Source organism: Olsenella sp. AGMB03486, from assembly GCF_040884255.1.
Taxonomy (GTDB): Bacteria; Actinomycetota; Coriobacteriia; order Coriobacteriales; family Atopobiaceae; genus Olsenella_L; species Olsenella_L kribbiana.
The window spans coordinates 1-24,680 of record NZ_JBEVTM010000018.1; the positions used below are offsets into that span (position 1 = coordinate 1).

A 24,680-nucleotide genomic window follows, 5' to 3' on the forward strand; every position below is an offset into this window, starting at 1 on the left:
TTCCGTATAAAATACGAGACGACATGGAAATGCCCGCACTTTCGATTCATAGAGTGGGAATAGGCCATCTCATCCAGTCTCATCCCGCACCTCTAGTCGCGGTGGCTTGCAACTCGTGCCCTGTATTGGGCAAAGCCGCAAAGACTTTCGCGAAGCGCCAAATGCGAGAAGCCCCGGAATCTTCGGATTTCGGGGGCCAATTTCATGGGTGTCAGCCTGCGGAAGCACTCTTCGGCCGTCTTCGCTGGGATGACGCGTTGCGACCTCTTGCCGAGAAAGGAGGCTGGATGCCAACATGCCAAAGCGAGAAGAGTATCTTCATCGCGTTCTTTAGCCGCACTGGCGTTTTGGGCCGAGCCATGCAGTCATCGGGCAGTCACCCCGTTTTGTGCCTTCTGTTTCGCAAAACCGCAGGCAGAAGTAAAGAGCGACAAATTGCAAAACCGCGATTTCCGGCGATTTCGGACCCCCTGAAAGAGCGTCTGTCACTCTTCGCACTGCGTGGGGCAAGCCATTTAGGGCCCTTTTCGGCCCCGAGAACCGGCAATAGTGATGCGAGAGTGACGATTCCTCCGCAATCGTTGCGGCTCTACATTGTGCTTGTACATTCGTGCTGAACTTCTACGGATACAAACCATGAATGTGCAAGCCGTAAATCTATACCCACTACATGAGCGGCAGGATTATCTTCAAACATTCAGGAAGCTATTCGCGAATCTATTCCTAAATCGCTTCCTGAATGCGTGAGTGCTTCCTGAAAGAGCGTCTGTCACTCTTCGCACTGCGCGAGACAAGCCATTTAGGGCCCTTTTTCGGCCCTGAAAACCGGCAATAGCAATGCGAGAGTGACAATTCTTCCGCAATCGTTGCAGCCTCAGGACGCTGCCGTGTATCCGTGCTTAATTCTTGCGGACATTAGCATGGCTGCATAGGGGTACAGTCTGCTGCCACCGCCGATAACCCTGCGACCACTTTTAAGCAATTTAGGAAGCTGCTCGTAATGGAGAACCATCCACCCACAAAGCCGCCGATCGTGATTGCCTGATAGCCGTACAGGAGATTACCATCTAAACTATTACTTGAAATAGCCTTATATACTGGCTAAAATACTGGATAGTATTTAGGAGGTCGGAAATGGCAGCTTTGACGATGGGGCTCGCAGAGGCCAAGAACAACTTTTCACGCGTGACGGCAGAGGTGAACAGGACTGGAAGGTCGGTCACCATCTTGAAGAACAACAAGCCTTGGGTCGTGATTCAGCCGGCTCGGAGTAGCAGCAGCGCCACCGATGTTGCTGTCGACTTTATGGATGAATACGCTGACGTGTTCGAAGAGCTTGCTAAATGAGCGTTATGGCCTTCTCCAAAGAAGAGGTCTTGGTCATCCATGCGGCGGCAATCGAGCGGTTCGGCGGACTTGCCGGCCTGCGCGACGAGGGACTTCTCGATTCAGCGCTGGCGCAACCGTTCCAAACTTTTGATGGCGCAGACTTGTACCCAAGCGCTATCGATAAGGCGTGCCGATACGCCTTCGGCATCATATCCGACCATCCGTTTATCGATGGGAATAAGAGAACGGGCGCTGCCCTGCTCGGTACGTATCTCAGAATGTCTGGCATTGATTTCAGGCCAGAACATGCAGTTTTCCTCAAAGCTATGCTAGGCGTTGCGGATGGATCGGTAAGCTATGACGCGCTTGTTGGGTGGGTTAGCAGCGTCGTAGACTAAGAAATCTCGTAACCTGCAGCACGTCCATGAGGCAGTCGGGCAGGCCGCTTGCTTCGGATGTCGAGGAGGCCGCAGATCCTTAGCATCTCCGCCCCGGCATTCTCGCGGCTTTCGGCATCATTATCCGATATTCCGATGGGCGTCGGGAACGCGTCTCGTGGCATCTGGAGGATGTCGTCTTTCATGGGGTGGCCTACCGTCCTCTCGTCTTGCATCTGGTGCCCTCGGATCGCAATGAGGCCCAAGGAGTCGCGTCTATTCGACGGGACAGGCAGAGAGATACCTGATGGGAGGCGCGTGCGCAAAGCCACGCAGGACGTTAGGCCACGCTAAGCCACGCTAGGTCATAGTTCGCTAACAGCCTAGCTATTGAGTGTTGCTGGCTACCACGTGATGATGTTGTCTAGGCTGTGCTCATTGCCATTAGCGTCATGCCAGTGAGTCGTGATTTTGAATTTCGATGGCGATCCGGCAGCAAAGACTACAGTCTGATCAAAACTTTTTCCGGGTTCCAGACGTTCGAATGGTTCCTTGTCCTGCATGTACACATAGGGACCGTCGTCGCAAGTGGTAGTCACGTCGGTCACAACCGTGCCACCGACGTTTGCGATGCGAATGTGATGCTTCTTGAGCCCGACCAATACATGGCATGCTTCGACTTTTGAGGATGTTTTTGCGGCTGCATCTTCCTGGGCTTTTTGCAGCTGCAGCTCGCTTAGTTGTTTCTGAATTTGGCGAAGTTCCGCATTTTGCTCTTTATCGCTTTTGTCGAGGCGGTAGCTTCTGATGGAGAAAAAGCCAGTGAGGATAAGGCTCACAACAGAGATAACGATAGGCGCCCATGTGGCAACAAGTGAAAGCTCGGTACTCATTTAATCTTCCACCCTTTGAACGCCTTCTTGAGCTCTTTCGCTGCTGCTTCGACGATTTCGTCTTTCATGTCGTCGACGGCAGTATCAATAGACTCGGCATTCGTCTCTATGAGCTCCTTGCGAGTAAAGGTCCTTCCGCAGTGCGCACAGGTGAATGGCCAGTCATCGGTGTAATCTTCATCTTCTCCGGGCTGCTCCGATTCGAAATTCGTGCAACCGCAAGTTGGGCACGTGAGGCCAACCTCAATCGAAAGATCATCCATTGTTGTCTCCTGTAGTACGTTGCAATGATAGTTCAATTTTACCGTCAACATCAGACACGAATGTTCGCCGGACTAAGCAGCGTATTTCCAGCGGTTCCTATCCCACCAGAAACGCCCGGTGCAACAATCATCCACACACTCAGCGGCCCTTTCGATTTCCATACCAACCTACAATCCCTAGTACCAGGCCACCGTCCCGTGCTCCGGTCTCTCTCCTTTGTCGAGCCGCCTCGACAGGCCTTGAACCACATGGTCGTAGTAGTACCACCATCGGCAGACTGCATTATCTGGTTCAGCTGGCAGCTCCTCCTCCGTCAGAGGATCTTCGCCTCTCTCGCGGCGCATGTCGTTGATGGCATCACGCAGAGCGTTCATATCCGCTCCGGTGGCGCTGTCTTGGAAATCGCGTTCCGCAGGCTCCCCCAATGATGATGTCTCGCGATTGATATCGATGGCTATCCGTTCGGGACGTGAGCTCCGGTCGTCCTCTGGCCAATACTGTCAAAGCAGCTCGTTGCCGCTTCGGTGAATGAGCTCGTAGGTAACCATCCGCATCTTCCTTCTGACTGCTGCTATCGGCAGCACCTATCTGCTATGGGGGCAAGCCTACTGTGCGCCCTGAAGCGGACAAGAACGAGAACGTCGTATAGGGATTGAGGGTCTAGCCGTCAACAAGATGCAGGTGGCTGCAGGGCTAATCCAAGCAATGGCCTGCAGCCTTCCAGAACTAGCACCATCAGATGATGAGGCGATGCTCGCTTGGAGTTCGATTCCGGGACGTTCGGCAAAAGCACCATATCTGCGGACGGGCTGGTCGACGGGAAAAGCCAGGGCCTGCAGCACCCTACAGGAACTTGTCGAGCTCGCGGTCGACCTCTGGCTTGCGCTTGACGTGGGGCTCTGCAATGAAGATGCCGTCCCGCATCACATGCCTGACATTGCGGAGGGTAGTGAGGTCGTCGAGGGGGTTGGCGTCGGTCACGATCATGTCTGCGTGCTTGCCGGGCTCGAGAGAGCCGGTCACATCGTTGATGCCTGCTATCTGCGCGTTGCCGAGCGTGGCGCTATAGAGGGCAAACGATGGAGCCACACCGACGTATCTGCAGTAATAGATGAGCTCGCGCCAGAAATCGTACTGCGTGATCCAGGGGCAGCCCACATCGTTTCCGAGGGCAACTGGTATGCCCGCATCGAGCGCAGCCTTGGAGCAGGCGATGATGCCCTCGAAGACCATGTTGCCGTTGTACTGCTCTATCTCGGATGCATGGGAGATGGAGCGGTCGAAGAGAGCATAGGGAAGGGCGGGGGAAAGCGTCGTGCAGAGCGTGGCTCCGGTGGCCTTGAAGAGCTCCATGATGGTGGCGTCGGGCTTGGCGCCATGCTCTATGGAGTCGACACCGTTCTCGAGAGCGGCCCTGAGTCCGTCGACACCTTCGACATGGGCCGCGACCTTGTAGCCGAGCTCATGGGCACGGTCGCAGACGGCCTTTATCATGGCAGGATCCATGCGGAGAAGGCCTGCCTCGCCCTTTCTCTTGCCATCGAGCACGCCGCCCGTGATCATGAGCTTGATGAGGTCTGCGCGCTGCTGCCTCGAGCGCTCGACCTGAGCAAGAGCTTCGTCGATGGAGGTTGCGGCTATTGCGACCGATCCTGCCATATGGCCTCCCGGCACCGAGATGCCCTCATTGGCTGCGAGGATGCGCGGGCCCAGCACCTTGCCGGATGCAATCTCGTCACGGCAGCGTGTGTCGAAGTCGCCGAGGCCGCCTACGGTTCTGATGGTCGTGACGCCGCTCATGAGCTCGATCTGCGCATACTGGCGCACGAGCCGATAGGCCACCGCTCGGGTAAGGCCTGTGCTCATGATCTTTCTGACCAGTGCCGCATTGTCGCGCTGCTTCTTCTGCGGCTTGCCATTTCCCGCCAGATGGACATGCATGTTGATGAGACCAGGCATGAGGAAACGGCCTTTGAGGCTGCGGACTTCGCAGCCTGCGTAGGCGCTCTTCTCTGACTCGGGAACGATTGCCTCGATGTGGCTGCCGGAAGTGATGAGGACCATGCCCTCCTGGGGCTCCATGTCTTTCCTGCCATCGAGGATGGTTGCTCCGATATATGCAGTGCGTCCGGTCGCGTCCATATGCCTTCTCCTTCTGGATTTTGCGGTATTGGGTGCGAGTCTAGCAAAAATGATGCATCAAAGAACTGCGGAAGAATGCATTGCCTGGCGTGCCTCGCGAGAGCCGCACCTGTCGTCCCTTGTACCGAGAGTGTAAGGCCTGCATGGTACAGCAATGCCCGTACCGTACAATGCGGGAAGTGTTGGGGCGGAGGCATGGAGGCAACAATGTAGCTTGGCTTTTCGGTCGTCGGCTCCGCGTTCCTGCTTGCGCTCTTCATTCCCAACATCAGATGGGCAAAGAGGCGGCCTGCAGGACATGAGGAGCTTCAGAAGCGTGAGAGCAGGGTCCTGCTCGCGCTCGAACGTGTGGGCCAGGTGCTCACCACCTGCACGTCGCTCATATCCGTCTGTCCCGAAGGCGCCCCGTTTCCCGGGGTCTTCGTGCTCATCGCTGCAGCGCTTCTGATGATCCTCTATGAGATTGCCTGGGTCCGCTATTTCAGGGATGGAGAGAAGCTCGATGGGATGTATCAGCCCCTGGGACCTGTTCCTGTGCCGATAGCGAGCCTGCCAGTTGCGGCCTTCGTCCTTCTGGGCATATGGCACAAGTCTCCTCTGGCAGCGATCTCTGCCATCATCATCGCTGTCGGCCATATTGGCATCCATCTGGGGCATCTCCATGAGCTGGAAGGATGGCAGCCGTGAAGAGCGCAGGCGCAAGAGAGGGAGGCGCCATAAATGGCTGACAGACAGCTGGCAGATGGACTTCGGTGCGATGCAGAAGGTTCTGATACGGCCGTTGCCTGCATTGACGTGGCTGATCCGTGCTACATCATTGCTATATCTGGCGAACCGAACGCAGAAAGCCTTGCTGCCATGGCCGAAGGCGATATGTTCCTTGCTTCTGGCAAGAGGGGACGTTTCATGGATGCCCGCAGTCTTGTAGAGACGGCTCTGGCTGATTCCGATTCATGTTCAGGGACGGAAGGGCTATCTGGGACGGCCTGCACAAGCATTGAAGAGAGGGCAGATGGGCACGTCGCGCTGCCTGCTTCTATCGGCTGCGAATCCAATGATGAATCGCTTGAGGCTATCTGCGAGACCGAAGAGATGATAGAGGCTAGTGAGGGAGAGAGCTATGCAACAGGGCGCGATCTTGTCCGTGCTGCGCTCTCGTGACTGGGCTAAAGCTTCCTGCTTGCAGGCTGTGCTTCTTCTCGGCCGATGGCTGCCTTGCTGCTATCGGAAAGGGATAGCATCGCAGGGGAGCTGAGCAGGCGGGCTCATGGAATGCGCCGCTTGGGCATTCTTGTCATGATTCTTCAGGCATGCAACTTCCTTTTTGCCGTACTCGAAGCAGCGCGCCATGCTATTCTGCCTGCTCCTTCAGCGCGTGGAATCCTGCCGCTGTGGCATCTTCAGCCGTCGCGAAGTAGCGGCAGCGCTCCTGGGGCGGTGCCGGATTGGATGTGCCGGGCCTCCAGAAAGCTCTGGATGCCGTATCTGCAACGACGAAGGCCTGGGCAAACGAGCTGTCGTGTGCTTCCAGGATCTCATGCATATCATCGGGAGTGAGGTCGGAGAAGGCATAGGCAGCGCCGTGTCCCATGCGGGCGGAATTCGGGATGCCTGTGAGTGCCGTCCCCTTCTTCGGACGCTTGAAGGAGGGCTTCATGGCACCCTCGAACTCGAGGAGCGCAATCTTCCTGTCGATGCCGCCACCGAAGCCTGTGAGGCTGCCGTCGGATCCGACGACGCGGTGGCAGGGGACAATCACGCAATATATGTTGTGGCCGACAGCACCACCGATGGCTCGGGGCGATTGCTGCCTGCCGGTCCTTGCTTCGAGGGACTTTGCGATGTCGCCGTAGGTCACGGTCTCGCCGTAGGGGATTTCGAGCATGGCAGAACGGACAAGCTTCTGGAATGCTGTGCCGCGGTCTGCAAGCGGGAGCTCTCTGGGGTCAGGACGCTCGCCTGCGAAATAGCGGTCGAGCCAGTCTCGTGCCTGCTGCAGCACGGCAAGATCGTCCCTGCGTTCCATCTCATCTGCTATGCCATATCCGAAGTGGCGGTCATTGTCGAACCAGCAGCCGCAGATGTCTTTCCCGTCGCTTGCAACCGTGAGCGTGCCGATGATCGGGGTGCGGCATTCCGTGAAATACATGGCTTCCCTTCCTGCTGGCAGCATGCATTGGCAGCGGCAGCGAGTCTGCGCACATCTGTTCCTATTCTACGCCCAGATGCGTGGAATGCCGGTGCATGACAGCTTGGGACATCCTGAATACCGCTTGCCGGAGCGCAGACCTGTGCAGCAGATGGGTTCTGCCCATGTGCCTGCTGCAGTGCTATATATGCAGGCACGATATGCAGATGCAGGCCTGCATGCAGGATGCTTATGGATGCAGCAGAGCAGAGCCAAGGGGGGCATGTCATGAAGTTCTTCATCGATACAGCCAATCTGGAAGAGATCGAGACGGCGAAGTCCTGGGGCGTCCTTGCAGGCGTCACGACGAATCCTTCGCTCTATGCAAAGACGGGCGGGAAGCTCTCTGGCTTCGAGGGGCATATGCAGAAGATCTGCAAGGCCTGCGAAGGCCTTGCGGTCTCTGCGGAGTCCCAGGCAAAGACGACAGAGGGCATGATCGAGGACGGCAGGCGCCTTTCCGCGCTTGCTCCCAACATCGTGATCAAGCTCCCGATCTGCGAGGAGAGCCTTCCCGCCACGCGCACGCTTGCCGAGGAGGGCGTCCGCGTGAACATGACGCTCGTCTTCTCGGCGCCGCAGGCGCTGCTTGCTGCACGCGCCGGTGCGCGCTACATAAGCCCCTTCATCGGCCGCTTCGACGATATCGGAGATGATGGGACAGGCCAGCTCGAGCAGGTCATCAGGTGCGTGAAGAACTATAAGTACGGTTGGTGGGACGAGGAGGGAGGTCCTGAGATCATCGCGGCCTCGGTGCGTTCCGTAAACCACGTGACACAGGCGGCGCTTCTCGGCGCTGATATCGCGACCGTGCCCTTCGCGACGCTCAGGAAGTGCATCCGCCATCCCCTGACGGTCGAGGGCCGGGCGAAGTTCGATGCAGACTGGGCCAAAGTGGCAGGCGGGCAGGCTTAGCGGCTGCCAGACGAGACAATGCAGGGGCCGCACAGGGCATGCTTGCCGGTGTGGCCCTCTTCATGCGTCTACTCGATCACGAGCACTTCGGTGTCGATTGCGTTTCCGTAGACGGTCGTGAGCGTGCCCCTGAAATAGGTCGCGGTATCGCGTGCAGGTTCGTAGGTGACCTCGATATTCTTGGGGTCCGAGATGGTGATGGCATCTCCTGCCATCGTACGGAGCCAGTTTCCCTCTTCGCTGTAGACATCGAAGAGGGGGACAATCTCATCTCCTGGAGAGAAGCTGCTGAAGCCATGGCCGAAGACATGGCTCTGCGTCTGCTCATGGCTTCTCCAACCCTGGATGTAGCCACGGGACTGGTCATCGGGCGGCCAGTACACCACGATATCGATGCGCTCCTCGCCGTTCAAGATGGCAGGGATCGTGCCCGTGAAGCTGTAGGTGCCATCAGAAAGCGCGGTTGGTGCATCGCCGAAGAACGAGACGATATGGCCGCCGATCGCGGTCCAGGTGCCGTCAAAGCCGACAATGATGCTGTCGTACGCGTCGGTATCCCAGACATTGTCTGAGCCGAGGAGGATGTATTCATCTCCGTTCTTCGGGTTTCGCTGCATGACAGAGACCTGGAAGTCGCCAAGGACATCCCAGAGCGTATCGTCCATCTCGACAACGTAGCCATCATCGGTCTCAGCGAGCTCAAGCGAGCTTGGCAGCTCGTCGTAGGCAAAGCTCTCCGAGACATCGCTGAGCCAGGAAGAACCGTCCAGAGCGTCTGCGGCAAAGTCGCTGCCCGAGGCAGAGGAAACAGCTTCATCCGATCCTGCAGCAGAGGAGATTGCGCTCTGTATCGAGGAGGGGATGCTGCCTGTGCCGGTCTCGGGAAGAGGCCCTGTGGAGGAGCCCATGATTGAGAGGAAGTAGTCGTAGAACTCTGTCAGCTTCGTACAGGAGATCTCCGCAAGCGTCGAGCGCATGCCTTTGCAGGACGAGACCTCGTCGTAGGGGAAGCAGAGCGCCAAGCCGTTGGCGCCCTCGGTGCTTGTGGCCGAGCGGTACTTCACGCAGCTCCTGACAGCAGCCTCGAGGCTATCCTTCCCATCGAAGTCGGTCCGCTCGGTCAGACAGATGAGGTCGACCTGGTCGATCTGTCCATCGGCGAAGGAAGCGGCACGGGAGCGTGCCTGAAAGGAGGATGGCAAGGAATCGCCTGGATGCGGGATATCTTGAGGTCATGGCATGCCTTCCGTAACGGCTGTCGTTCGCTGCAGCCGATGATACGGAAAGCCCAGCTTTCTGCCGTCATCCCGAAGTATGAGGCAGGAGGTATGAGCCGCGTTATCCCTTCGGGTAGCGCTCCTTGCCGGAGAGCTCGTCTACATCGATGCGCCAGCAAGCGACGCGGGCCATAGCCTCAGGCAGGAAGGATGTCGGTGCGCCTGGTGCCATGTGCTCCATAAGATGCGCGAGGGCCTCTGCCTTGTCTGCTTCGTCCTCGATGGGGACGATGGTGCCCGCTCCCATAAGGGACTGGTAGGAGTAGGAATAGGCACAGGCATAAGAGCCGGTGATGACACCGAGCTCGCGGTCCATCTCGATCGCGATACGGGGAGAGGCAGCAAAGCAGTGTGTCTTCCTGCCATCTGTGGCCGAGTGGAGATAGAGCCTGAGCGGCACGGGATGCTCCGTGCTGCCATCGCGCATCTTCTGCCAGGCTTCTTCGTCCCATACGTAGCCAAAGCTCATGGGCACGACGAAAGGGCCATGGTCATCCGTGGCGCCGATGCGCACGGTCTGGCAGGCATCGATCAGGGCGTGGATGGCATCAGGGTCCTGGATCTCGCGGTGCACTCGTCTCATGGGAACCATAGAGCATCTCCTGTCTCTCGGCAGATCTTCCCGCTGACACTCTACACCGCAGGGCGCTGCTGCCCTGCGCCTGTCGGACGGTTTCTTTCGGGTGTTTGTGGCCGAAAGGGCTTCCTACTGTCTGGGGAAGGACAGCCTGCTTGGTCAGCCTCTACCGCATTTTCTGCTCAGATGCTAGAATAAGAACAAATGTTCGTCAATGCCCTGCTCGCTTGCAGGCAGGGCCAGATGGCTGGGAGGCCGCAAGTCCATGGGTGTGCTCTATGAGATCGTCTCGACGCCCTTTGCCTACGCAGAGCGTCCTCGCCTTTCGGTAGACGAGATGTTTGCCGGTGCGCCGGAACGCATCGGCTTCGGACCAGGGCGTCTCCAGCACTGTGTCATCTGGGAGCCTGCAGAGGCCGTGCATGAAGAGCCGGTCTTCTGGTTCCATGGCGGGGCATTCCTTGTTGGGACGCCCGAGTCCATGATCGATGCTGCGCGGGTCTGGTGCCATGAGGGGTACCGCTTCGTCTCGGTCGGCTTTCGCCTTGTCCCCCATGACCGGTTCCCGGCTCAGGTGGATGATGCCTATAAGGGTGTTCTGGCCACCCAGACCTGGCTCAAGGACCATGGTCTTCCGTACGAGCATGTTATCGTCGGCGGCAGCTCTGCCGGAGGGCAGCTTGCCTGCCTTCTGGGGTATAGCGACAAGCTGGCAAAGCGTTACGGGTTTGATAGGAGAGCAGTTTCTGCGGTCGTGAGCTGCGCTGCCATTGTCGATGCAGACGATCTTGAGCTTCAGCCGATTCATCCGCTCTCGTTCTGGAAGAGCTTCGTCGACCTTCCCTGCAGAGATACGAAGGACAGGGCTGCCATACACGAGACGCTCCTGCCGTATTCGCCGATAGCGCTTGTCGAAGGAGAGGATGGCATCGCGCTTCCGCCCTTCTTCGCGATACAGGGAAGCTCCGATACCCTGAATCCCTATGTGCACCAGAAGGCGTTCGTGGAGGCGCTAAAGAAACAGGGGACAGAGGCGGTGCTCGAGACCATAGACGATCCGCGATGGCAGCACATGATCGGCACGGTCACGCTGCACCGCAAGGATCCTGATGCATTCATGCCCCTGAAGCACCTCTTCTCCTGGCTCTTGGGCATCGAGGCGGAAGGCAGGGGTGCCCGGCAATGAGCATGCATGACATATGGAATCCCTGGCATGGCTGCAGGAAGTGCTCCGAGGGCTGCGCGCACTGCTACATGTACTATCTCGATGGGCTGCGCGGGCAGGATGGCAGCGATATCCGCCGCACGAAGGCGGACTTCGACAAGCCGGTGCAGAAAGACCGTACGGGCGCCTTCCGCATCAGGAGCGGGGAGACCCTGAGGGTATGCATGACATCAGACTTCTTCCTGGAGGAAGCCGATGCCTGGCGTGATGAAGCCTGGGAGATGATGCGGGAGCGGCCTGACGTCGTGTTCTTTCTCCTGACGAAGCGGCCCGAGCGGGTGAAAGAGTGCCTTCCGAAGGACTGGGGAGAGGGCTGAAGAAATATCTTCTTCAATGTCACCTGCGAGAACCAGAAGCGTGCCGATGAACGGATACCGCTTCTGCTGGAGTTGCCGTTTTTCCACAAGGGCATCATGTGCGCTCCCTTCATAGGGCCGGTGAGCATAGAAAAGTACCTGGACGCCGGGCAGATAGAGCGGGCCGTCTGCGGAGGGGAGAACTACGCCGGATGCCGTCCGTGCGACTTCGGCTGGGTGCAGGCGCTGCGTCGCGAATGTGTGGCGCACGATGTGAGCTTCACGTTTACCGAGACAGGCTCGCTCTTTGTGAAGGACGGCAGGACGTACCACCTTCCCGACAAGAGGCTGCAGTCGGTCATGGCATGGAAATCGGGGATGAACTACCAGGGCAGGTCCGTCGCGTTCGATCTGCGCTATCCGATAGGGCTCGCCGTGCCGGAAGAGGAGAGGTGGCATCCCTGGTTTTCCAGCAGGTGCGAGCAGTGCGCCAGCCGTCCCATCTGCAATGGCTGCACGAGATGCGGCAGGTGCGGACAGGTGCCTGCAGATCCAACGGCATGAAAATGCGCCTGGCACGATAGGGTGACAGGCGCAGTGCATGGCGGTGCGGATGGGATGGCTTCTGCTATCTGAAGGTGACAGATTCGGTAGCGGGGTCCATGGCATCCACAATCGCGAGGGAATCGACACGGTAGCCCTGGGCGCGCAGACGGTCGCCGCCTCCCTGGAAGCCCTTCTCGATAGCAATGCCGATGCCTTCGACCGTGGCTCCTGCCTGGTGGCAGAGGTCGCAGAGGCCCTCCATCGCGCAGCCGTTTGCCATGAAGTCATCGACAATCAGCACATGGTCGGAAGGTCCGAGGAAGCGCTTCGAGACGATGACCGTGGAGATGTTCTTGTGGGTGAAGGACTCGACCTGGGTCGAGAGCACCTCGCCGTCGATGTTGATGGTCTTCGACTTCTTAGCGAACAGGACAGGGACGCCGAAGACGATGCCGGCGGCTGCAGCGATAGCGATGCCGGAAGCCTCGATTGTCAGGACCTTGTTGATGGGAGCATCGGCGAAATCGTGCTTCCACTGGAGCGCCATCTGGTGCAGGAGCTCCATATCGATCTGGTGGTTCAGGAACGAATCGACCTTGAGGACATTGCCTTCCTTGACGGAAGCATCCTTGAGGATGCGCTGTTCCAGAAGCTCCATGCGATATGGTCCTTTCTGCTCATCTGCCATCATGTGGACTGATTATACGGCTTTGCGCGAATGGCGGGCCCTTCAGCATGAATACCACGATGGCGAAGGCTGAGTCCTCCTGCCCTGCTGCAGCGAGGGGCGCAGTGCAGCATGAGGACTCTTGCCGAAAGCCTCACGGTTTCTGCGCGAAAGCCGAGGCTGCCCTGATGCTCTGCGCACTGTATCGGCATACAGAAAGTGCCGGAAGCCCCCGCAGGGGCTTCCGGCACGATGGAGCTGTTCCGCCTGAGGCAGGTCCTAGGCCACGAGCCCGTTTCACTTCCTGATCGTGCCTTCGACCTCGTCCATATGCACGGCGGCAAGCTGGTCTTCGAGGGCCTTCTGGGCACGGGCGAGATCCTCGTCCAAGGCGGCATGGATGTTCCTGCCGACCGGGCAGAGCGGAGAGGGGTTCTCATGGAAGTGGAAGAGCGAGTCTGCCTCTGTCTCGTCGACAGCACGCCAGAGATCGAGGAGCGTGATGTCCTTGAGGGGACGGGCCAGGTCGATCCCGCGCTTGCCCTTGCTCGAGGAGATGATGCCTGCCTCCTTGAGCATGCCCATGATCGTCCTCACCATGACCGGGCTCGTGCCGATGCTCTTGGCCAGAAACGAGCTCGTGACGGGCTGCGTATCCTTGAAATAGTCAATGGCACAGACCATGTGTGCTGCCATGGTCAGCCTGCTTGTTATCTGCATTGCTAGCGTCCCTGCTTCTCGAGTGCTGCGTCTGCCTATTCCGTAACTACTATCTTGCCAAAGCCCTCTGAGCTCTCCAGGAAGCGATGTGCATCTGCCATCTGGTCGAGCGAGAAGACCTTGGTGGGCTTCATGTCCACGCCCCTCTGCTCGACGTACTCGATGAGTCCCGCGAGCTTCCCCTCGTCCACGTTCCCCGAGTAGAAGCTCGTCAGGAAGCCGTTGGGCGGCAGGTCGACTATGGGGTCGAAGTCCTCCATGTACCATACACCGCCCAGCTGGCCTGTGCTGCAGACGATGCCGCCCTCCGACACATGGCTGCATGTGTCCTTAAGGGTTGCTGGCCCCACGAGCTCCAGGACACGCTGGTAGGGATGGCCCTCCACCTGCAGCTTCCCGTCCAGATCAAGCACTGTGTCGTCGTATCCGCCCTTGAGCAGCAGGTCTGCACGGGCTTCGCTGCGGGTGGTGCCCACAAGGTGCAGCCCTTCCGCCGTGAATCGGGCCAGCTTCGCGAATGCCATGCCGACGCCACTGGTCGCTCCGCGCACGAGGACAGTCTGTCCTGCCTCCAGATGCAGGTTGAGAAGGGAGCCGTAGGCTGTGTAGCAGGTCTCGGGAATCGCTGCGAGGGCTTCCCAGGGAAGGTCCGACTCGATGGGATGGATCTGCTCGTTGGGGAGAAGGGCGTAGTCTGCATAGCTGCCATCGAAGGCCCGGCCCATCTCGCCCATGATAGAGACGGCCTTCTGGCCCACGGGCAGGCGTGCAGGGTCCGTCGTAGCCACGACCTCACCCACACATTCGATTCCCAGGATGCGCGGGAACCTGACGGTGGGCGAGAAGCCCTGACGCGTGAACACTTCGGAGTGGTTGAGCCCGCGGGCGCGTACGCGCACCAGCGACCAGCCCGGCCGCACGGCGGGCACGGGACGCTGCTCCAGGCTCAGCATCTCGGGCCCGCCGGCCTCGCGGACTACTATGGCTCGCATCGTCTTGGGAATCGAATCTCCCATCGCTCTCCTCATCTTCTGTGCTCCGTTTCCAGTGTGCCATGCGCTTGGGTGCTACCGTGCGGCGAGTGCCGCCTCGGCGCGCGCCGCGCCGCTGTGCTCGCAGGCACACAGCTGGTCCTCCGCCAGGTCGCAGGTGTGGCGCTGGCGTGCCACCAGCTTCCGTACGAACTCGGTCGCCGGGCGTGCGAGAATCTCCTCTGGGGAGCCGAACTGCTGCACCCTGCCCGCATCCAGCACCAGCATGTGCGTGCCCAGAAGCAGCGCTTCGCCGATATCGTGGGTCACGAACAGTACGGTGATGCCGGTCTCGCGGTGGATGCGCGAGATTTCCGTCTGCAGCTGGGAGCGCGTGATCTCATCGACGGCGCCGAACGGCTCGTCCATAAGGAGGATATCCGGCGAGGCGGCAAGTGCACGGGCAATGCCGACACGCTGCTGCTGGCCGCCGGAGAGCTCTGCCGGATAGCGCTCGAGGAGATCCTCTCCGAGCCCCACGATATGGAGCCACTTCTTCACGGCGGCAGCCGTCTTCTCATGGTCCTTGCCATTCAGAAGATTCGGCACGTAGGCAATGTTCTCTTCGACCGTCATATGCGGGAAGAGGACGCTTCCCTGGATTGCGTAGCCGATGGAGCGGCGCAGGGCTATCTTGTCCTGGTTCCTGATGCCCTTGCCGTTCACGAGGATCTCTCCCGAGGTCGGCTCGACAAGCCCGTTCACCATCTTGAGTGCCGTCGTCTTGCCAGATCCCGAGGTGCCGATGAAGGTCACGAACTCGCCTTTGGGCACCTTGAGGCTGAAGTGGGAAAGGACGGGCGTATCTCCGTAGGACTTCGTGACATCGCGGTATTCGATTGCGTACTCTGTCATTTCAGGAGTCCCTTCTGCTTCAGGTATGCGGTGGCGACGGAGGCAGGGTCTTTGCCTTCCTCTTCCACCTCAAAGTTCATCTCTGCCATATCGCTGTCCGTGATCGTGTCCTGGAGCTTGTCGAGGACATCTCCAAGTTCTGGATGCTTCTCGAGCACCTCTTCGCGCACGACGTTTCCGCACTGGTAGGACGGGAAGAAGTGCAGATTGTCCTCGAGCACGCGGGCATTTGCCTGGCTAAGCTTGCCGTCTGTCGTGAAGACGATGATTGCATCGGCGCTGCCCTCTTCGAGTGCCTGGTACTTGAGGCCGATGTCGAGGTCCATGGTCTTGGCAAAGTTCATGCCGTAGGCAGAGCACAGGGCATCATAGCCGTCCTCGCGCTCATAGAAGTCATATTCGGCACCAAGCGTGAGCTGGCCTGCAACCTTCGCCAGGTCGGAATAGGTGTGGAGATCGTACTTCTCGGCAATGTCTTCCCTCACGGCTATGCCATAGGTATTCTCGAAGCCATACATGCCGCGCCAGGTGAGGCCCTTCTCCTCATATCCTGCCTCGAGCTCCGGGAACTGGCTCTCGTCGTAGGTGCCATCCTGCTTCAAGACCATGGCCCAGCCGGTGCCGGTGTATTCGGGATAGAGGTCGAAGTCTCCTGACTCCATGGCAGGCTCGATGTTCGAAGTGCCGCCGCCGATGCCCTGGGTCACTTCGACCTTGAGGTTTGTGTCCTGCTCGATCATCTGCTTCAGCATCTCGCCGAGCACATACTCCTCTGTCATCGGCTTCGTCGCGAGATGGATTGTGTCCTGCGGCGCTGCGAAGAGCTGCGGTGCTGCGATGCCGCAAGCAACAAGGATGGCTGCCGCGCCTGCGCCTAGAAGCATGCGGCGGTTCTGGCGCTTGGCCTTCTTCGAGCGCAGCTTCTGGCGCTTCTCCACAAAGCCGAGCACGGCATCCACCACAAGCGCCAGCACGGCGATCAGGAGGCTTCCCACCATCGTCATTGCTGCATTGTTCGTCGTGATGCCGCGGTAGATGGCAACGCCCAGGCCGCCTGCACCGATGAAGGAGGCAATGCCTGCCAAGGCTATTGTCATTACCACCATGTTCCTGATGCCGCTCATGATGTAAGGGAGGGCAAGGGGGAGCTGGACCTTCACGAGCGTCTGGAAGCGGGTGCTGCCCATGCCTTCAGAGGCTTCGAGGATGGCCGGATTCACGTTCGTCATTCCTGTATGCACTGCCCTCACCATGGGCAGCAGGGCATAGATCGTGAGTGCGATGATGGCAGTGGTGTCGCCGACGCCCGAGAACGGGATCAGGAATCCAAGCATCGAGATCGAGGGAATCGTATAGAGGAAATTGATGACGGCGAGCGTGGGCTTTGCCGCCTTCTGGTACTCGCTGATCAGGATGCCGGCGATGCCGCCGAACACGATGGCGATCGCGATGGCGACAAGCGATATCTCGATATGCTCGAGAAGAAGGCCGCCGAAGAAATCCAAGCGTGTGATGAGCAGGTTCCACATGTCCTGGAGCATGGCGCTACCTCTTTCTTATGGCTTTGACGGGGCAGGACTCGAAGCAGAGGCCGCAGTGGAGGCAGTGGTCCTGCATGATGGAGTAGGGCGTGCCTGCGACAATCGCCTTCTGCGGACAGACGCGGGCGCACTTCCCGCAGCCGATGCAGGCATCGGTGATAACGAAGCCACGGGGCTTGGGATGTGCGGCACCGAGCGCGAACGTGTGGCGCTCGATCGGCGATACGCCGAGGTCGAAGAGCTCGACCTCGCCCTCCGCGATGCGGAAGGGCTCGAGCGCATAGCGGGAGTCCCCTGGATAGATATCGTTCATGGATGGATTCTCGTCGAAGATGCGGTCGATCCAGGCGTGGGGATTGTCCTCGATGCGCACTGCCGTTCCCATGAGCCGCACCATCTTCCAGTCTTTCGTGAGGGCATCGATCGCGATATGGGAATCGCGCTCGAGCTGCGTGTAGAAGTCCTTCCCGCGCGAGGTGCAGAAGATGAGGGCACCCTTCTCTTCGAGCATCATATCTATGATGCGGATCTCGGGGTGTCCTTCCTCGTTGATGGTGGCTAGCGAAACGTCCTTGATCTCTCTCAGCATGTGCAGGCACGTCTGTGCGTCCATGGCCCTCTCCTCTGGTCTGACATTGCTTGTCAATGTGTAATATACGTTGTGACACCTAAGCTGTCAACAAAAATATGACAGGTTTGGTATAGTCCATAGCGGCAAGAGGAAATGAGGCCGCAGAGCGACAGGAGGCGGGTGCTGAGATGAGCAGGCAGATATCGACGGCGTCGAGTGCGCTCTCTTCGATATCTTCCGCATCGAGGACGGCAGAATCGCAGAGCACTGGGATGTCGCAGAGCCTGTGCCGCCATGCGCGGAGCTCGCGAACTCCGGAAAGTTCTAGAGAGGTGGTTCCCATGAAGGACATGACGCAGGATGAACGCAGGCTCTGGCTCATAGAGCATCTCATAGCGGAGCGGGACGATCTGGCGGGGCTCGAGGTTCCGGAGGATGCACAGGACCAGAGGCTGCTGCTCCGGGCACTTGTGAATGTGCGCCCGCCCTGGCAGGCTTCCTCCGAGCTTCTCGCGGTCCAGGACCGCTACCTTGCAGGGAGGCTTGAAGAGCGTGGAGGTGCTGTCCCGCTGGAGAGCATCCCGGTGACAGAGGAGGGTCTTGCAGTCTGGCAGGGCGATATCACGAGGCTTTCTGCCGATGCGATCGTCAATGCCGCAAACAGCCAGATGCTCGGCTGCTTTGTGCCGAACCACCACTGCATCGACAATGCGATCCATACCTATGCCGGCATCGAGCTGAGGCTTGCCTGCGCAGAGCTTATGAAAGCACAGGGACATGAGGAGGAGACAGGAAAGGCGAAGGTCACGCCTGCCTTCAATCTGCCGTCTTCCTATGTGGTCCATACGGTAGGGCCGATCGTCTATGGGCCAGAGCCGACTCTGGAAGACCGAAGGCTTCTGGCCTCGTGCTACACCTCCTCGCTCGATGCGGCAGAAGAGAAGGGGTGCAGGAGCATCGCGTTCTGCTGCATCTCGACAGGCGAGTTCCGCTACCCGCACAAGGAGGCGGCTGCAACCGCAGTCTCCTGTGTCAGGCAATGGAAACAGGAACATGAATCGGATATGGAGGTGATCTTCGATGTCTTCAAGCCAGTGGATGACAGAATCTACCGGGAGCTTCTCGCAATCGGCTGAGCGCATTGCAGAGGCGATCGGGGGAGCCGATGCCGTGCTCGTGGGTGCCGGTGCCGGGCTTTCAACCGCAGCTGGCTTCTCGTATGGCGGGAAACGCTTCGAGCAGCATTTTGCCGATTTCCATGAGCGCTTCGGAATCGAGGACATGTATACAGGAGGCTTCTATCCCTTCCCGGACAAGGAGACCTTATGGGCATGGTGGAGCCGCATGATATGGGTGAACCGCTATGCGTGTCCCGTAGGCGAAGCATATAAGGACCTTGCCGCCCTGCTTCAAGGGTGCGACTACTTCGTGCTCACGACGAATGTGGACCATCAGTTCCAGCGCGCCGGAATAGAGAAGGGGCGGCTCTTCTATACGCAGGGCGATTACGGCCTCTTCCAGTGCTCCGTTCCCTGCCATCAGAAGACCTACGATAACAAGGACATGGTCGAGGCAATGGTGCGCGAGCAGAAGGATATGCGCGTGCCGTCAGAGCTTGTGCCGCGCTGCCCCCGGTGCGGCGAGCCCCTCGTTCCCAACCTGCGCTGCGACGACACGTTCGTCGAGGATGCAGGCTGGCATGCAGCAGCCGAACGCTATGACAAGTTCCTCAAGGACCACCGCCGGGACCGGGTCGTGCTGCTTGAGATCGGTGTCGGCGGCAATACGCCTTCGATCATCAAGTTCCCGTTCTGGCGCATGGCGCTCGGGAACAGGCACGCAACGTATGTCCAGCTCAATGCCGGCGAGGTCTTCGCTCCGGCGGAGCTTGCGGAGCGGGCCATCCTCGTCGATGGGGATGCAGCCAAGATGCTCTCCACGCTGAGGGAGAAGCTGGCATAGCATGAAAGAAGAGGCAGCTCCCTGGGAGCTGCCTCTTCTGGTGTCGCTGCCTTTCTTTCCCGCTATGCCTGCGCAGGCGGCATGGGCGGCTTTGCGCCACCCTGGGCCAGGCCCTCGAGCTTCTCGAGGACGCCGTCGAACTGCTGTACGATCTCGAGCGTGCCCTGGTAGGTGCCGTCCTCAGCGCGCACGGCAAGATACTGCACGCGGGTCGGGATGCCCTCCTTCGGCATCCATACCTCCATGCTGTCGCGCGTGCCGGCCTTGAAGTCGGCAATGAGGGAACGGACGATCGGCTGGACGCGGGGCGGATGGCAGCTCCAGACCTCGCGGCCGAGGCAGGAGAGCGGACGGGCAAAGACCTTGCCCTCGTTCGTGAAGAACTGCGTATGGTCCTCGGCGTCGACGAACGTGAGGTCGACCGGCAGGAGCTTCAAGATCAGGGAAAGCTGGGAGACCGTGAGCTTGCCGGTCGGCAGCGTCACATAGCCATCCTCGGAAGGAGTAGCTTCGCCCTTCTTTGCCTCGAGCTTTGCCCAGACCTCGCCGTCAAGCCACTTCGGGGCAGACTCGATGAAGGCCCAGCCGAAGTCAGGCAGGTCGCGGTAGACCTCATACCAGGTATCCTTGTCGAAGTTCTCCTGGCAGAGCGGGAAGAGGATCTGCTCCTCCTTGTAGATCATCTCGCGGATGCGGGAGACGAGCTTCTCGAGACGGGGCGTGAGCTCTGCTGCGGTCTCTGCATTCCAGCTCCTCGAGATGTCGGAGAGCTCATGCACGATCTCGTCGTCGACGCCCCACATGACATCAGAGGGGCCGGTGAAGCCTGCCTCATAGAGAGGCGGCATCAGGAGCTCTTCCTTCTTTGCATAGTGCTTCCTGAGGTCGCGCAGGGCATTGAGCTGCTGCTTCACGCTATCGGCATCTCCTGCTGCAAGCGCCCTGTCGAGTGCATCGAGTACCTGCTCGAGCCCCGTGTTCTCGAGCTTCAGGATCGAGACGGGATGGCCCTGGGGAAGGGTGTTCGGCGTGAGGTTCGAGAGCGTGCATTCCTCTTCGGTCCTGCCGTGGAAGAGTGCGGAGTGCACGTCGCAGAGCTTCTGGACCTCAGGCACAGGCACGCCGCCCTCGATGAGCTTCTGCTCGGCGTGGGCGATCTCCTCTGCAGAGACCTGCGCAAAGTCGCGCACGAAGTCGGCGCGGACGCTCTCGAGGTCCTCGCCCCGAGAAAGGCGGGAGACGAAGCTTGCGAGCTCCTCCTCGCGTTCGGCTGCGGTCTTGGGGCCCTTGGGAGCAGCCGCCTCAGGAGCCTCGGCTGCCGGCTCAGGCCCGGCTGCGGGAGCAGGAGCCTCGGGCTCAGCTGCCTTCTGTGCCTCCTCATAGCCCTTGACAGCGAGGCCATGAGCCTGGAAGGTGCGGACAAGCTCGTCGAGATTGACGCCCCTGACGCTGCATCCCTTCCTGATTGTCATGAATTTCCCCATCGTCTGGAGCATCCCGGGCTTCACGATCTCCGAGAAGCCTGCTCCGGCCATAAGGTCCTTGACTTCAGGGTGTGCCGTGCATGTCTCAAAGACGCTGGCATCGAGATCTATCGCTTCTGCCATGATCCATATCCTTTCCGGCAGCGGGTTTCTATCAGATGAGGGAGATGAGGAGCGCCATCTTGAAGCGCTTGTCGGCGCGGATGGCGTGCCTGCCGCCCGCATCGAACTTGAAGGCAGAGCCTGCCGGGAAGGCGTGCTCCTTGCCTTCGTAGATGACGGTCGCCTCGCCGTCGAGGGCAAGCAGGAGCGCATCGCCCGGAGCGGCATGCTCGGAGAGGCCGGTACCGGCGTCGAATGCCATCTCGACGAGCTTCAGGTGTGCATTGTGGGCAAGGTCGCGGTTCACGATGCGGCCGTCAGCGTAAGGCACAGCATCTGCGAGCGTGAAGGCCTTGCCTGCCTCGGCGGGAAGGTTCGTGGCAGAGTCCTTTGCAAGAGCGATCTCGAGGTAGACGGTGTCCTCCGTCGCATGCTGGCCGGAAGGGACATCGATCGGCGTGAGGTAGGCGTCTCCTGCCTTGAGGGTGGCCGGATTGGCTCCGGTCTCCTCGAGCGTGCCCGAGACGACATAGTGGATCTTCGGGTAGCTATAGAGCTCGGCCGAGATGTCGGTGTCTTGGCCGAGGCTGAAATAGGAGATGGTGTTGCCGCTCGAATCCTCGATGGCCTTGGAGATCGTGCAGCCCTCGGCTGCTGGATTCTCGTCTGCGATGGAGAAGGTGCGTCCTGCTGTCTCGTTCATAGGGTGCCTCCTGACTGATGTATCTTTGCTTCGCTGGAGACCAGCGTATTGGGTGCCTACCCCAAATTCCGTGGTTATGACAACACCTAGCGCAATAGTAGGAAAAAAATGATAGAAAAATGGTGCCAATTAGACGGAACGCGGTCTTTTCACATGAATGCGGCCTGGCGGGGATGCCGCCAGGCCGCAGGACAAGGTTGTGCCGCTTTTCTACTTCAGGGGCAGGAGCGGAATCAGCAGGGAGAGCATGCCCTGGGACTCGGTCGGGAACGTGAAGATGAGCTGGGAGAGCGCAAGTCCGCTCATCTTCTGCGAGATCACGAGCGCTGCGAGGTCGGCCCAGATGCCGGCATCCTCGCCCAAGAAGGCAGCGCCTTCGAGGAGCCCCGTCTCCTTCGAGAACACGAACGTGAACTCGGCGTCCATCTCGTTCTTTGCCTCGAACAGGAGCCTCTTGCCGTACTCCACGGTCTCGGTGCGCCAGAGCTCGGGATGCTTGGCCGCCTCGTCGAGCGTGACGCCGACCTGGGAGATGCGGGGCAGGGTGAAGACAAGGTTCGGGATGGCGGGATAGGAGATCGGAGCATCGGAGAGGCCCAGGATCTGTGCGGCGATATAGTTCGATTCGAAGGTCGCGGTCGGTGTGAGCTTCGGGATGCGCTTTGCGACGCAGTCGCCCGAGGCATAGATGTTCGGCACGGAGGTCCTCATGTGGTCATCGACCTCGATGCCGCGTGGGGAGCAGGCGATGCCGAGAGCGTCGAGGCCGAGGCCTTCCACATTCGCCTCGCGCCCTGTGGCGCCGAGGACGTAGTCGGTCTCGAGGGCCTCTCCGTCAGAGAAGACGAGCTGGTAGGCCTCTCCTGTCTTCTTCACCTCTGCCACATCGTGGTCGAGCAGGAACGTGACGCCTTCCTGCTCCATCTTCAGGACGACGCGGTCCACATACTTTTTCGGGTACATGCCGAGGATTCGCTGGTCGTGCTGGATGACGGTGGTCTCGGCACCGAGCTTGGCGGCGATGGAGGCAAACTCCATCGAGATGATGCCGGCACCGATGAAGGCGATGCGTGCCGGGAACTGGTCGAGGTCGAGGAAGTCGCGGCTGTCGTGGATGTGCTCGGAGCCGGGGATGGCAAGCTTTCTCGGATGCTCGCCTGTGCCGAGAACGATCGTCTCGGCCGTGATGCGCTCATCTCCTGCCTGGATTGTATGGGCATCGACGAGCGTGCCATGGGCATGGTAGACCGGCATGCCCGCCTTCTGGAACATGCCTTCGAGCACCGTGTGCATCGGATTCACGACCTTCTTCTTGTAGGCCATGAGCTCCTCCCAGTTTACGGAAGGCACCGAATCGATGCCCATGCCGCGGAAGCGCTCGAGGCCATCCACATAGTCGAAAGGCGTATCGAGCAGGATCTTCGCATTGCAGCCCCAGTTCGTGCAGGTGCCGGCAACCGTATCCTCCTCGACAAAGGCAACGCGCTTTCCTGCTTTCCTGAGCATCAGCGCTGCATGCCATGCTGCGTGGCCTGAACCGATGAATGCGACATCGTAATCGTACATGGGAGCCTCCTGAATCCATGAAGTATTGCGTACAATACAATTGTGTACAATCAATATAGTAAGTCAAGCCAGATCCCGAAAAAGACAGCAGGAAGTTCTTGACCCTCACGCAACGTCAGGGTCTAGCATGCAGATGTCAGAGAGAAAGGAAGCGCCCGTGAGCGCACATGGCTATTCGATACAGGAGCTTGGCACGCTTGCTGGCGTGAGCGTGCGTACGCTTCGGCTCTACGACGAACGGGGGCTCCTCGTGCCGAAGCGGCAGGAGAATGGCTACCGCATCTATTCGGAGGCTGATGCAGCGCGGCTGCAGAAGATCCTTCTCTGGCGTGCCTGCGGGATGCCGCTTGCCCGCATAGGGGAGCTTCTCGAAAGACGCGGCGTGGATGAGGAAGAGGCGCTTCAAGAGCAGATAGCGCTGCTCGAGGAGCGCGAGCGTGGAGTGCGTGCAGCACGGGAGTGCGCCGAGCGCACGCTCGAGAACATGCAGAAAGGAAAGAAGATGAGCTCGGAGGAGAGGTTCCATGGCCTCAAGGAGGCTGCAATCGAGGAGAACGAAAGGCGCTATGGCGGCGAAGCCAGGGCCCGGTACGGCGATGCAGCGGTCGACGCGGCAAACGAGGCTGTGCGGAGCATGGACAAGGACGAGTGGAATGACCTTGCAACGCTCGAAGGAAGAATCATCGTGCAGCTGAAGGCTGCCATGGAGTCCGGCGACCCGTCTGACGCAGAAGCGGCGGAGCTCGTGCGCCTGCATGCAGCCTGGGTGCAGGCGCATTGGGGCAAGAGCCGTACACTCACGCATGAGATGCATGTGGGCTTGGGCCAGATGTATGTGGCAGATCCGCGCTTCCAGGAGTACTACGACTCCAGGGCAGGCGCGGGCGCCGCTGCATTCCTGGTCACCGCTATCGAGGCATCCGATATCTAGGCAAGCTGCTGCTCGAGCCATTCCTTGAGGATGGGGCCTTGGCTCAAGGCGGGGTCCTTGGCGCCGACGAGGAGTGTGATCGTCTCGGGCGCAAGCTCCTTGAGCTTTGCTGCCTCTGCTTTTGCCTCATCGGATGAGCTGAGCTCGGCCAGGTACTGCTGCCTGAACGTATCGAAGTTCTCTGGCTTGTGGCCGAAGGCCTTCCTTGCTTCGGTCGAGGGGGCAAAGCACTTTGCCCACTCGTCCATGCTGAGATTCTCCTTCTTGATGCCGCGGGGCCAGAGGCGGTCCACAAGCATGCGGTAGCCGTCGTCGGGCGCTGCCGCCTCATAGGGGCGCTTGATCCTGATATCCATGGAGAGCCTTCTTTCTCTTGCTGTCTTCCCTATGGTAGGTCTCTTTCGCTGTGCAGATTCTCTGCTGTGCTGGCATGCAATGACAGATATGAAAGATTGAGGACTTATAGATAATACTTGAAGCTCCTCCCGCCGCTATCGTTTCCTGCAATCGAAGGCTGG

Annotated in this window: 26 protein-coding genes and 1 pseudogene; 10 read left to right on the plus strand and 17 right to left on the minus strand. The window is 59.4% G+C overall.

What is annotated here, in order from left to right; genetic code table 11:
- The first annotated feature begins 1,134 nt into the window (after positions 1–1,134).
- Both ABVS03_RS08965 and ABVS03_RS08970 read left to right on the plus strand, forming a co-directional pair.
- Complete coding sequence (locus tag ABVS03_RS08965) at positions 1,135–1,347, plus strand: type II toxin-antitoxin system Phd/YefM family antitoxin (RefSeq protein WP_368018833.1); 213 nt, start codon at positions 1,135–1,137, stop codon at positions 1,345–1,347.
- Positions 1,344–1,727 carry a type II toxin-antitoxin system death-on-curing family toxin gene (locus ABVS03_RS08970; protein ID WP_368018834.1) on the plus strand — a complete coding sequence of 128 codons (384 nt, stop codon included), beginning with the start codon at positions 1,344–1,346 and terminating at the stop codon, positions 1,725–1,727. The genes ABVS03_RS08965 and ABVS03_RS08970 overlap by 4 nt, the downstream gene beginning before the upstream one ends.
- A 383-nt stretch (positions 1,728–2,110) precedes the next feature.
- On the opposite strand, the gene ABVS03_RS08975 is transcribed toward ABVS03_RS08970, so the two are convergent.
- The 4 genes from ABVS03_RS08975 to ABVS03_RS08990 form a co-directional block, all read right to left on the minus strand.
- Complete coding sequence (locus ABVS03_RS08975; protein WP_368018835.1) at positions 2,111–2,599, minus strand: hypothetical protein; 489 nt, start codon at positions 2,597–2,599, stop codon at positions 2,111–2,113.
- Positions 2,596–2,862 (minus strand): hypothetical protein, encoded by a 267-nt coding sequence (locus ABVS03_RS08980; protein WP_368018836.1) that lies wholly within the window; start codon positions 2,860–2,862, stop codon positions 2,596–2,598. The genes ABVS03_RS08975 and ABVS03_RS08980 overlap by 4 nt, the downstream gene beginning before the upstream one ends.
- A gap of 177 nt (positions 2,863–3,039) precedes the next feature.
- A complete protein-coding gene (locus ABVS03_RS08985) occupies positions 3,040–3,237 on the minus strand; it encodes a hypothetical protein (RefSeq protein WP_368018837.1) in 198 nt (65 codons plus the stop codon).
- Positions 3,238–3,706: 469 nt separating this feature from the next.
- Entirely contained in the window at positions 3,707–5,005 is a 1,299-nt protein-coding gene (locus tag ABVS03_RS08990) for an amidohydrolase family protein (RefSeq protein WP_368018838.1), read from the minus strand.
- 357 nt (positions 5,006–5,362) lie between these two features.
- On the opposite strand from ABVS03_RS08990, the gene ABVS03_RS08995 reads away from it, so the two are divergent.
- Positions 5,363–5,692: a hypothetical protein gene (locus ABVS03_RS08995; protein WP_368018839.1), complete on the plus strand. Its 330-nt coding sequence runs from the start codon at positions 5,363–5,365 to the stop codon at positions 5,690–5,692.
- A 33-nt stretch (positions 5,693–5,725) separates the two neighbouring features.
- Positions 5,726–6,166 carry a hypothetical protein gene (locus tag ABVS03_RS09000; protein WP_368018840.1) on the plus strand — a complete coding sequence of 147 codons (441 nt, stop codon included), beginning with the start codon at positions 5,726–5,728 and terminating at the stop codon, positions 6,164–6,166.
- A 190-nt stretch (positions 6,167–6,356) separates the two neighbouring features.
- Here the strand turns inward: ABVS03_RS09000 and ABVS03_RS09005 are convergent, their stop codons facing one another.
- Entirely contained in the window at positions 6,357–7,154 is a 798-nt protein-coding gene (locus tag ABVS03_RS09005; RefSeq protein WP_368018841.1) for a methylated-DNA--[protein]-cysteine S-methyltransferase, read from the minus strand.
- Positions 7,155–7,421: 267 nt separating this feature from the next.
- Between ABVS03_RS09005 and ABVS03_RS09010 the strand changes: the two genes are divergently transcribed.
- A complete protein-coding gene (locus ABVS03_RS09010; RefSeq protein WP_368018842.1) occupies positions 7,422–8,108 on the plus strand; it encodes a transaldolase family protein in 687 nt (228 codons plus the stop codon).
- A 68-nt stretch (positions 8,109–8,176) separates the two neighbouring features.
- Here ABVS03_RS09010 and ABVS03_RS09015 read toward each other — a convergent pair whose 3' ends face one another.
- Together ABVS03_RS09015 and ABVS03_RS09020 are read right to left on the minus strand one after the other, a co-directional pair.
- Positions 8,177–9,310, minus strand: coding sequence for a hypothetical protein (locus ABVS03_RS09015; protein WP_368018843.1), 1,134 nt, complete (start codon positions 9,308–9,310; stop codon positions 8,177–8,179).
- Between the two features lie 136 nt (positions 9,311–9,446).
- Positions 9,447–9,977, minus strand: a complete 531-nt coding sequence (locus ABVS03_RS09020) for a pyridoxamine 5'-phosphate oxidase family protein (protein ID WP_368018844.1) — start codon at positions 9,975–9,977, stop codon at positions 9,447–9,449.
- Between the two features lie 250 nt (positions 9,978–10,227).
- On the opposite strand from ABVS03_RS09020, the gene ABVS03_RS09025 reads away from it, so the two are divergent.
- Both ABVS03_RS09025 and ABVS03_RS09030 read left to right on the plus strand, forming a co-directional pair.
- The gene (locus ABVS03_RS09025; RefSeq protein ID WP_368018845.1) at positions 10,228–11,148 is read left to right on the plus strand and encodes an alpha/beta hydrolase; all 921 of its coding nucleotides are present in this window, start codon (positions 10,228–10,230) and stop codon (positions 11,146–11,148) included.
- A gap of 2 nt (positions 11,149–11,150) precedes the next feature.
- Positions 11,151–12,047, plus strand: a pseudogene (locus ABVS03_RS09030) (DUF5131 family protein).
- A gap of 64 nt (positions 12,048–12,111) precedes the next feature.
- Here the strand turns inward: ABVS03_RS09030 and ABVS03_RS09035 are convergent.
- From ABVS03_RS09035 to ABVS03_RS09060, 6 genes are all read right to left on the minus strand, one after another.
- A complete protein-coding gene (locus tag ABVS03_RS09035) occupies positions 12,112–12,687 on the minus strand; it encodes a xanthine phosphoribosyltransferase (protein WP_330972966.1) in 576 nt (191 codons plus the stop codon).
- A 306-nt stretch (positions 12,688–12,993) separates the two neighbouring features.
- Positions 12,994–13,416: an Rrf2 family transcriptional regulator gene (locus tag ABVS03_RS09040; protein ID WP_368018846.1), complete on the minus strand. Its 423-nt coding sequence runs from the start codon at positions 13,414–13,416 to the stop codon at positions 12,994–12,996.
- 35 nt (positions 13,417–13,451) lie between these two features.
- Positions 13,452–14,432 (minus strand): zinc-binding dehydrogenase, encoded by a 981-nt coding sequence (locus tag ABVS03_RS09045; protein ID WP_368018847.1) that lies wholly within the window; start codon positions 14,430–14,432, stop codon positions 13,452–13,454.
- A gap of 51 nt (positions 14,433–14,483) precedes the next feature.
- Complete coding sequence (locus ABVS03_RS09050; RefSeq protein ID WP_368018848.1) at positions 14,484–15,302, minus strand: ABC transporter ATP-binding protein; 819 nt, start codon at positions 15,300–15,302, stop codon at positions 14,484–14,486.
- Complete coding sequence (locus tag ABVS03_RS09055) at positions 15,299–16,843, minus strand: glycine betaine ABC transporter substrate-binding protein (RefSeq protein ID WP_368018849.1); 1,545 nt, start codon at positions 16,841–16,843, stop codon at positions 15,299–15,301. Before ABVS03_RS09055 ends, ABVS03_RS09050 begins: the two co-directional genes overlap by 4 nt.
- 4 nt (positions 16,844–16,847) lie before the next feature.
- Entirely contained in the window at positions 16,848–17,456 is a 609-nt protein-coding gene (locus ABVS03_RS09060; protein ID WP_368018850.1) for a 4Fe-4S binding protein, read from the minus strand.
- Between the two features lie 299 nt (positions 17,457–17,755).
- Between ABVS03_RS09060 and ABVS03_RS09065 the strand changes: the two genes are divergently transcribed.
- Together ABVS03_RS09065 and ABVS03_RS09070 are read left to right on the plus strand one after the other, a co-directional pair.
- Positions 17,756–18,550, plus strand: coding sequence for a protein-ADP-ribose hydrolase (locus ABVS03_RS09065; protein ID WP_368018851.1), 795 nt, complete (start codon positions 17,756–17,758; stop codon positions 18,548–18,550).
- A complete protein-coding gene (locus ABVS03_RS09070; RefSeq protein ID WP_368018852.1) occupies positions 18,495–19,376 on the plus strand; it encodes an NAD-dependent deacetylase in 882 nt (293 codons plus the stop codon). The genes ABVS03_RS09065 and ABVS03_RS09070 overlap by 56 nt, the downstream gene beginning before the upstream one ends.
- Positions 19,377–19,438: 62 nt before the next feature.
- Here the strand turns inward: ABVS03_RS09070 and ABVS03_RS09075 are convergent, their stop codons facing one another.
- The 3 genes from ABVS03_RS09075 to ABVS03_RS09085 all read right to left on the minus strand — a co-directional run bounded on the left by ABVS03_RS09075 (position 19,439) and on the right by ABVS03_RS09085 (position 23,231).
- Complete coding sequence (locus ABVS03_RS09075; RefSeq protein WP_368018853.1) at positions 19,439–20,983, minus strand: DUF438 domain-containing protein; 1,545 nt, start codon at positions 20,981–20,983, stop codon at positions 19,439–19,441.
- 31 nt (positions 20,984–21,014) lie between these two features.
- A complete protein-coding gene (locus ABVS03_RS09080) occupies positions 21,015–21,665 on the minus strand; it encodes a cupin domain-containing protein (RefSeq protein WP_368018854.1) in 651 nt (216 codons plus the stop codon).
- Between the two features lie 210 nt (positions 21,666–21,875).
- The gene (locus ABVS03_RS09085; protein WP_368018855.1) at positions 21,876–23,231 is read right to left on the minus strand and encodes an NAD(P)/FAD-dependent oxidoreductase; all 1,356 of its coding nucleotides are present in this window, start codon (positions 23,229–23,231) and stop codon (positions 21,876–21,878) included.
- 157 nt (positions 23,232–23,388) lie between these two features.
- Between ABVS03_RS09085 and ABVS03_RS09090 the strand changes: the two genes are divergently transcribed.
- A complete protein-coding gene (locus ABVS03_RS09090; protein ID WP_368018856.1) occupies positions 23,389–24,162 on the plus strand; it encodes a MerR family transcriptional regulator in 774 nt (257 codons plus the stop codon).
- Here the strand turns inward: ABVS03_RS09090 and ABVS03_RS09095 are convergent.
- Positions 24,159–24,518: a DUF488 domain-containing protein gene (locus ABVS03_RS09095; protein WP_368018857.1), complete on the minus strand. Its 360-nt coding sequence runs from the start codon at positions 24,516–24,518 to the stop codon at positions 24,159–24,161. The genes ABVS03_RS09090 and ABVS03_RS09095 overlap by 4 nt on opposite strands.
- Positions 24,519–24,680 lie beyond the last annotated feature (162 nt).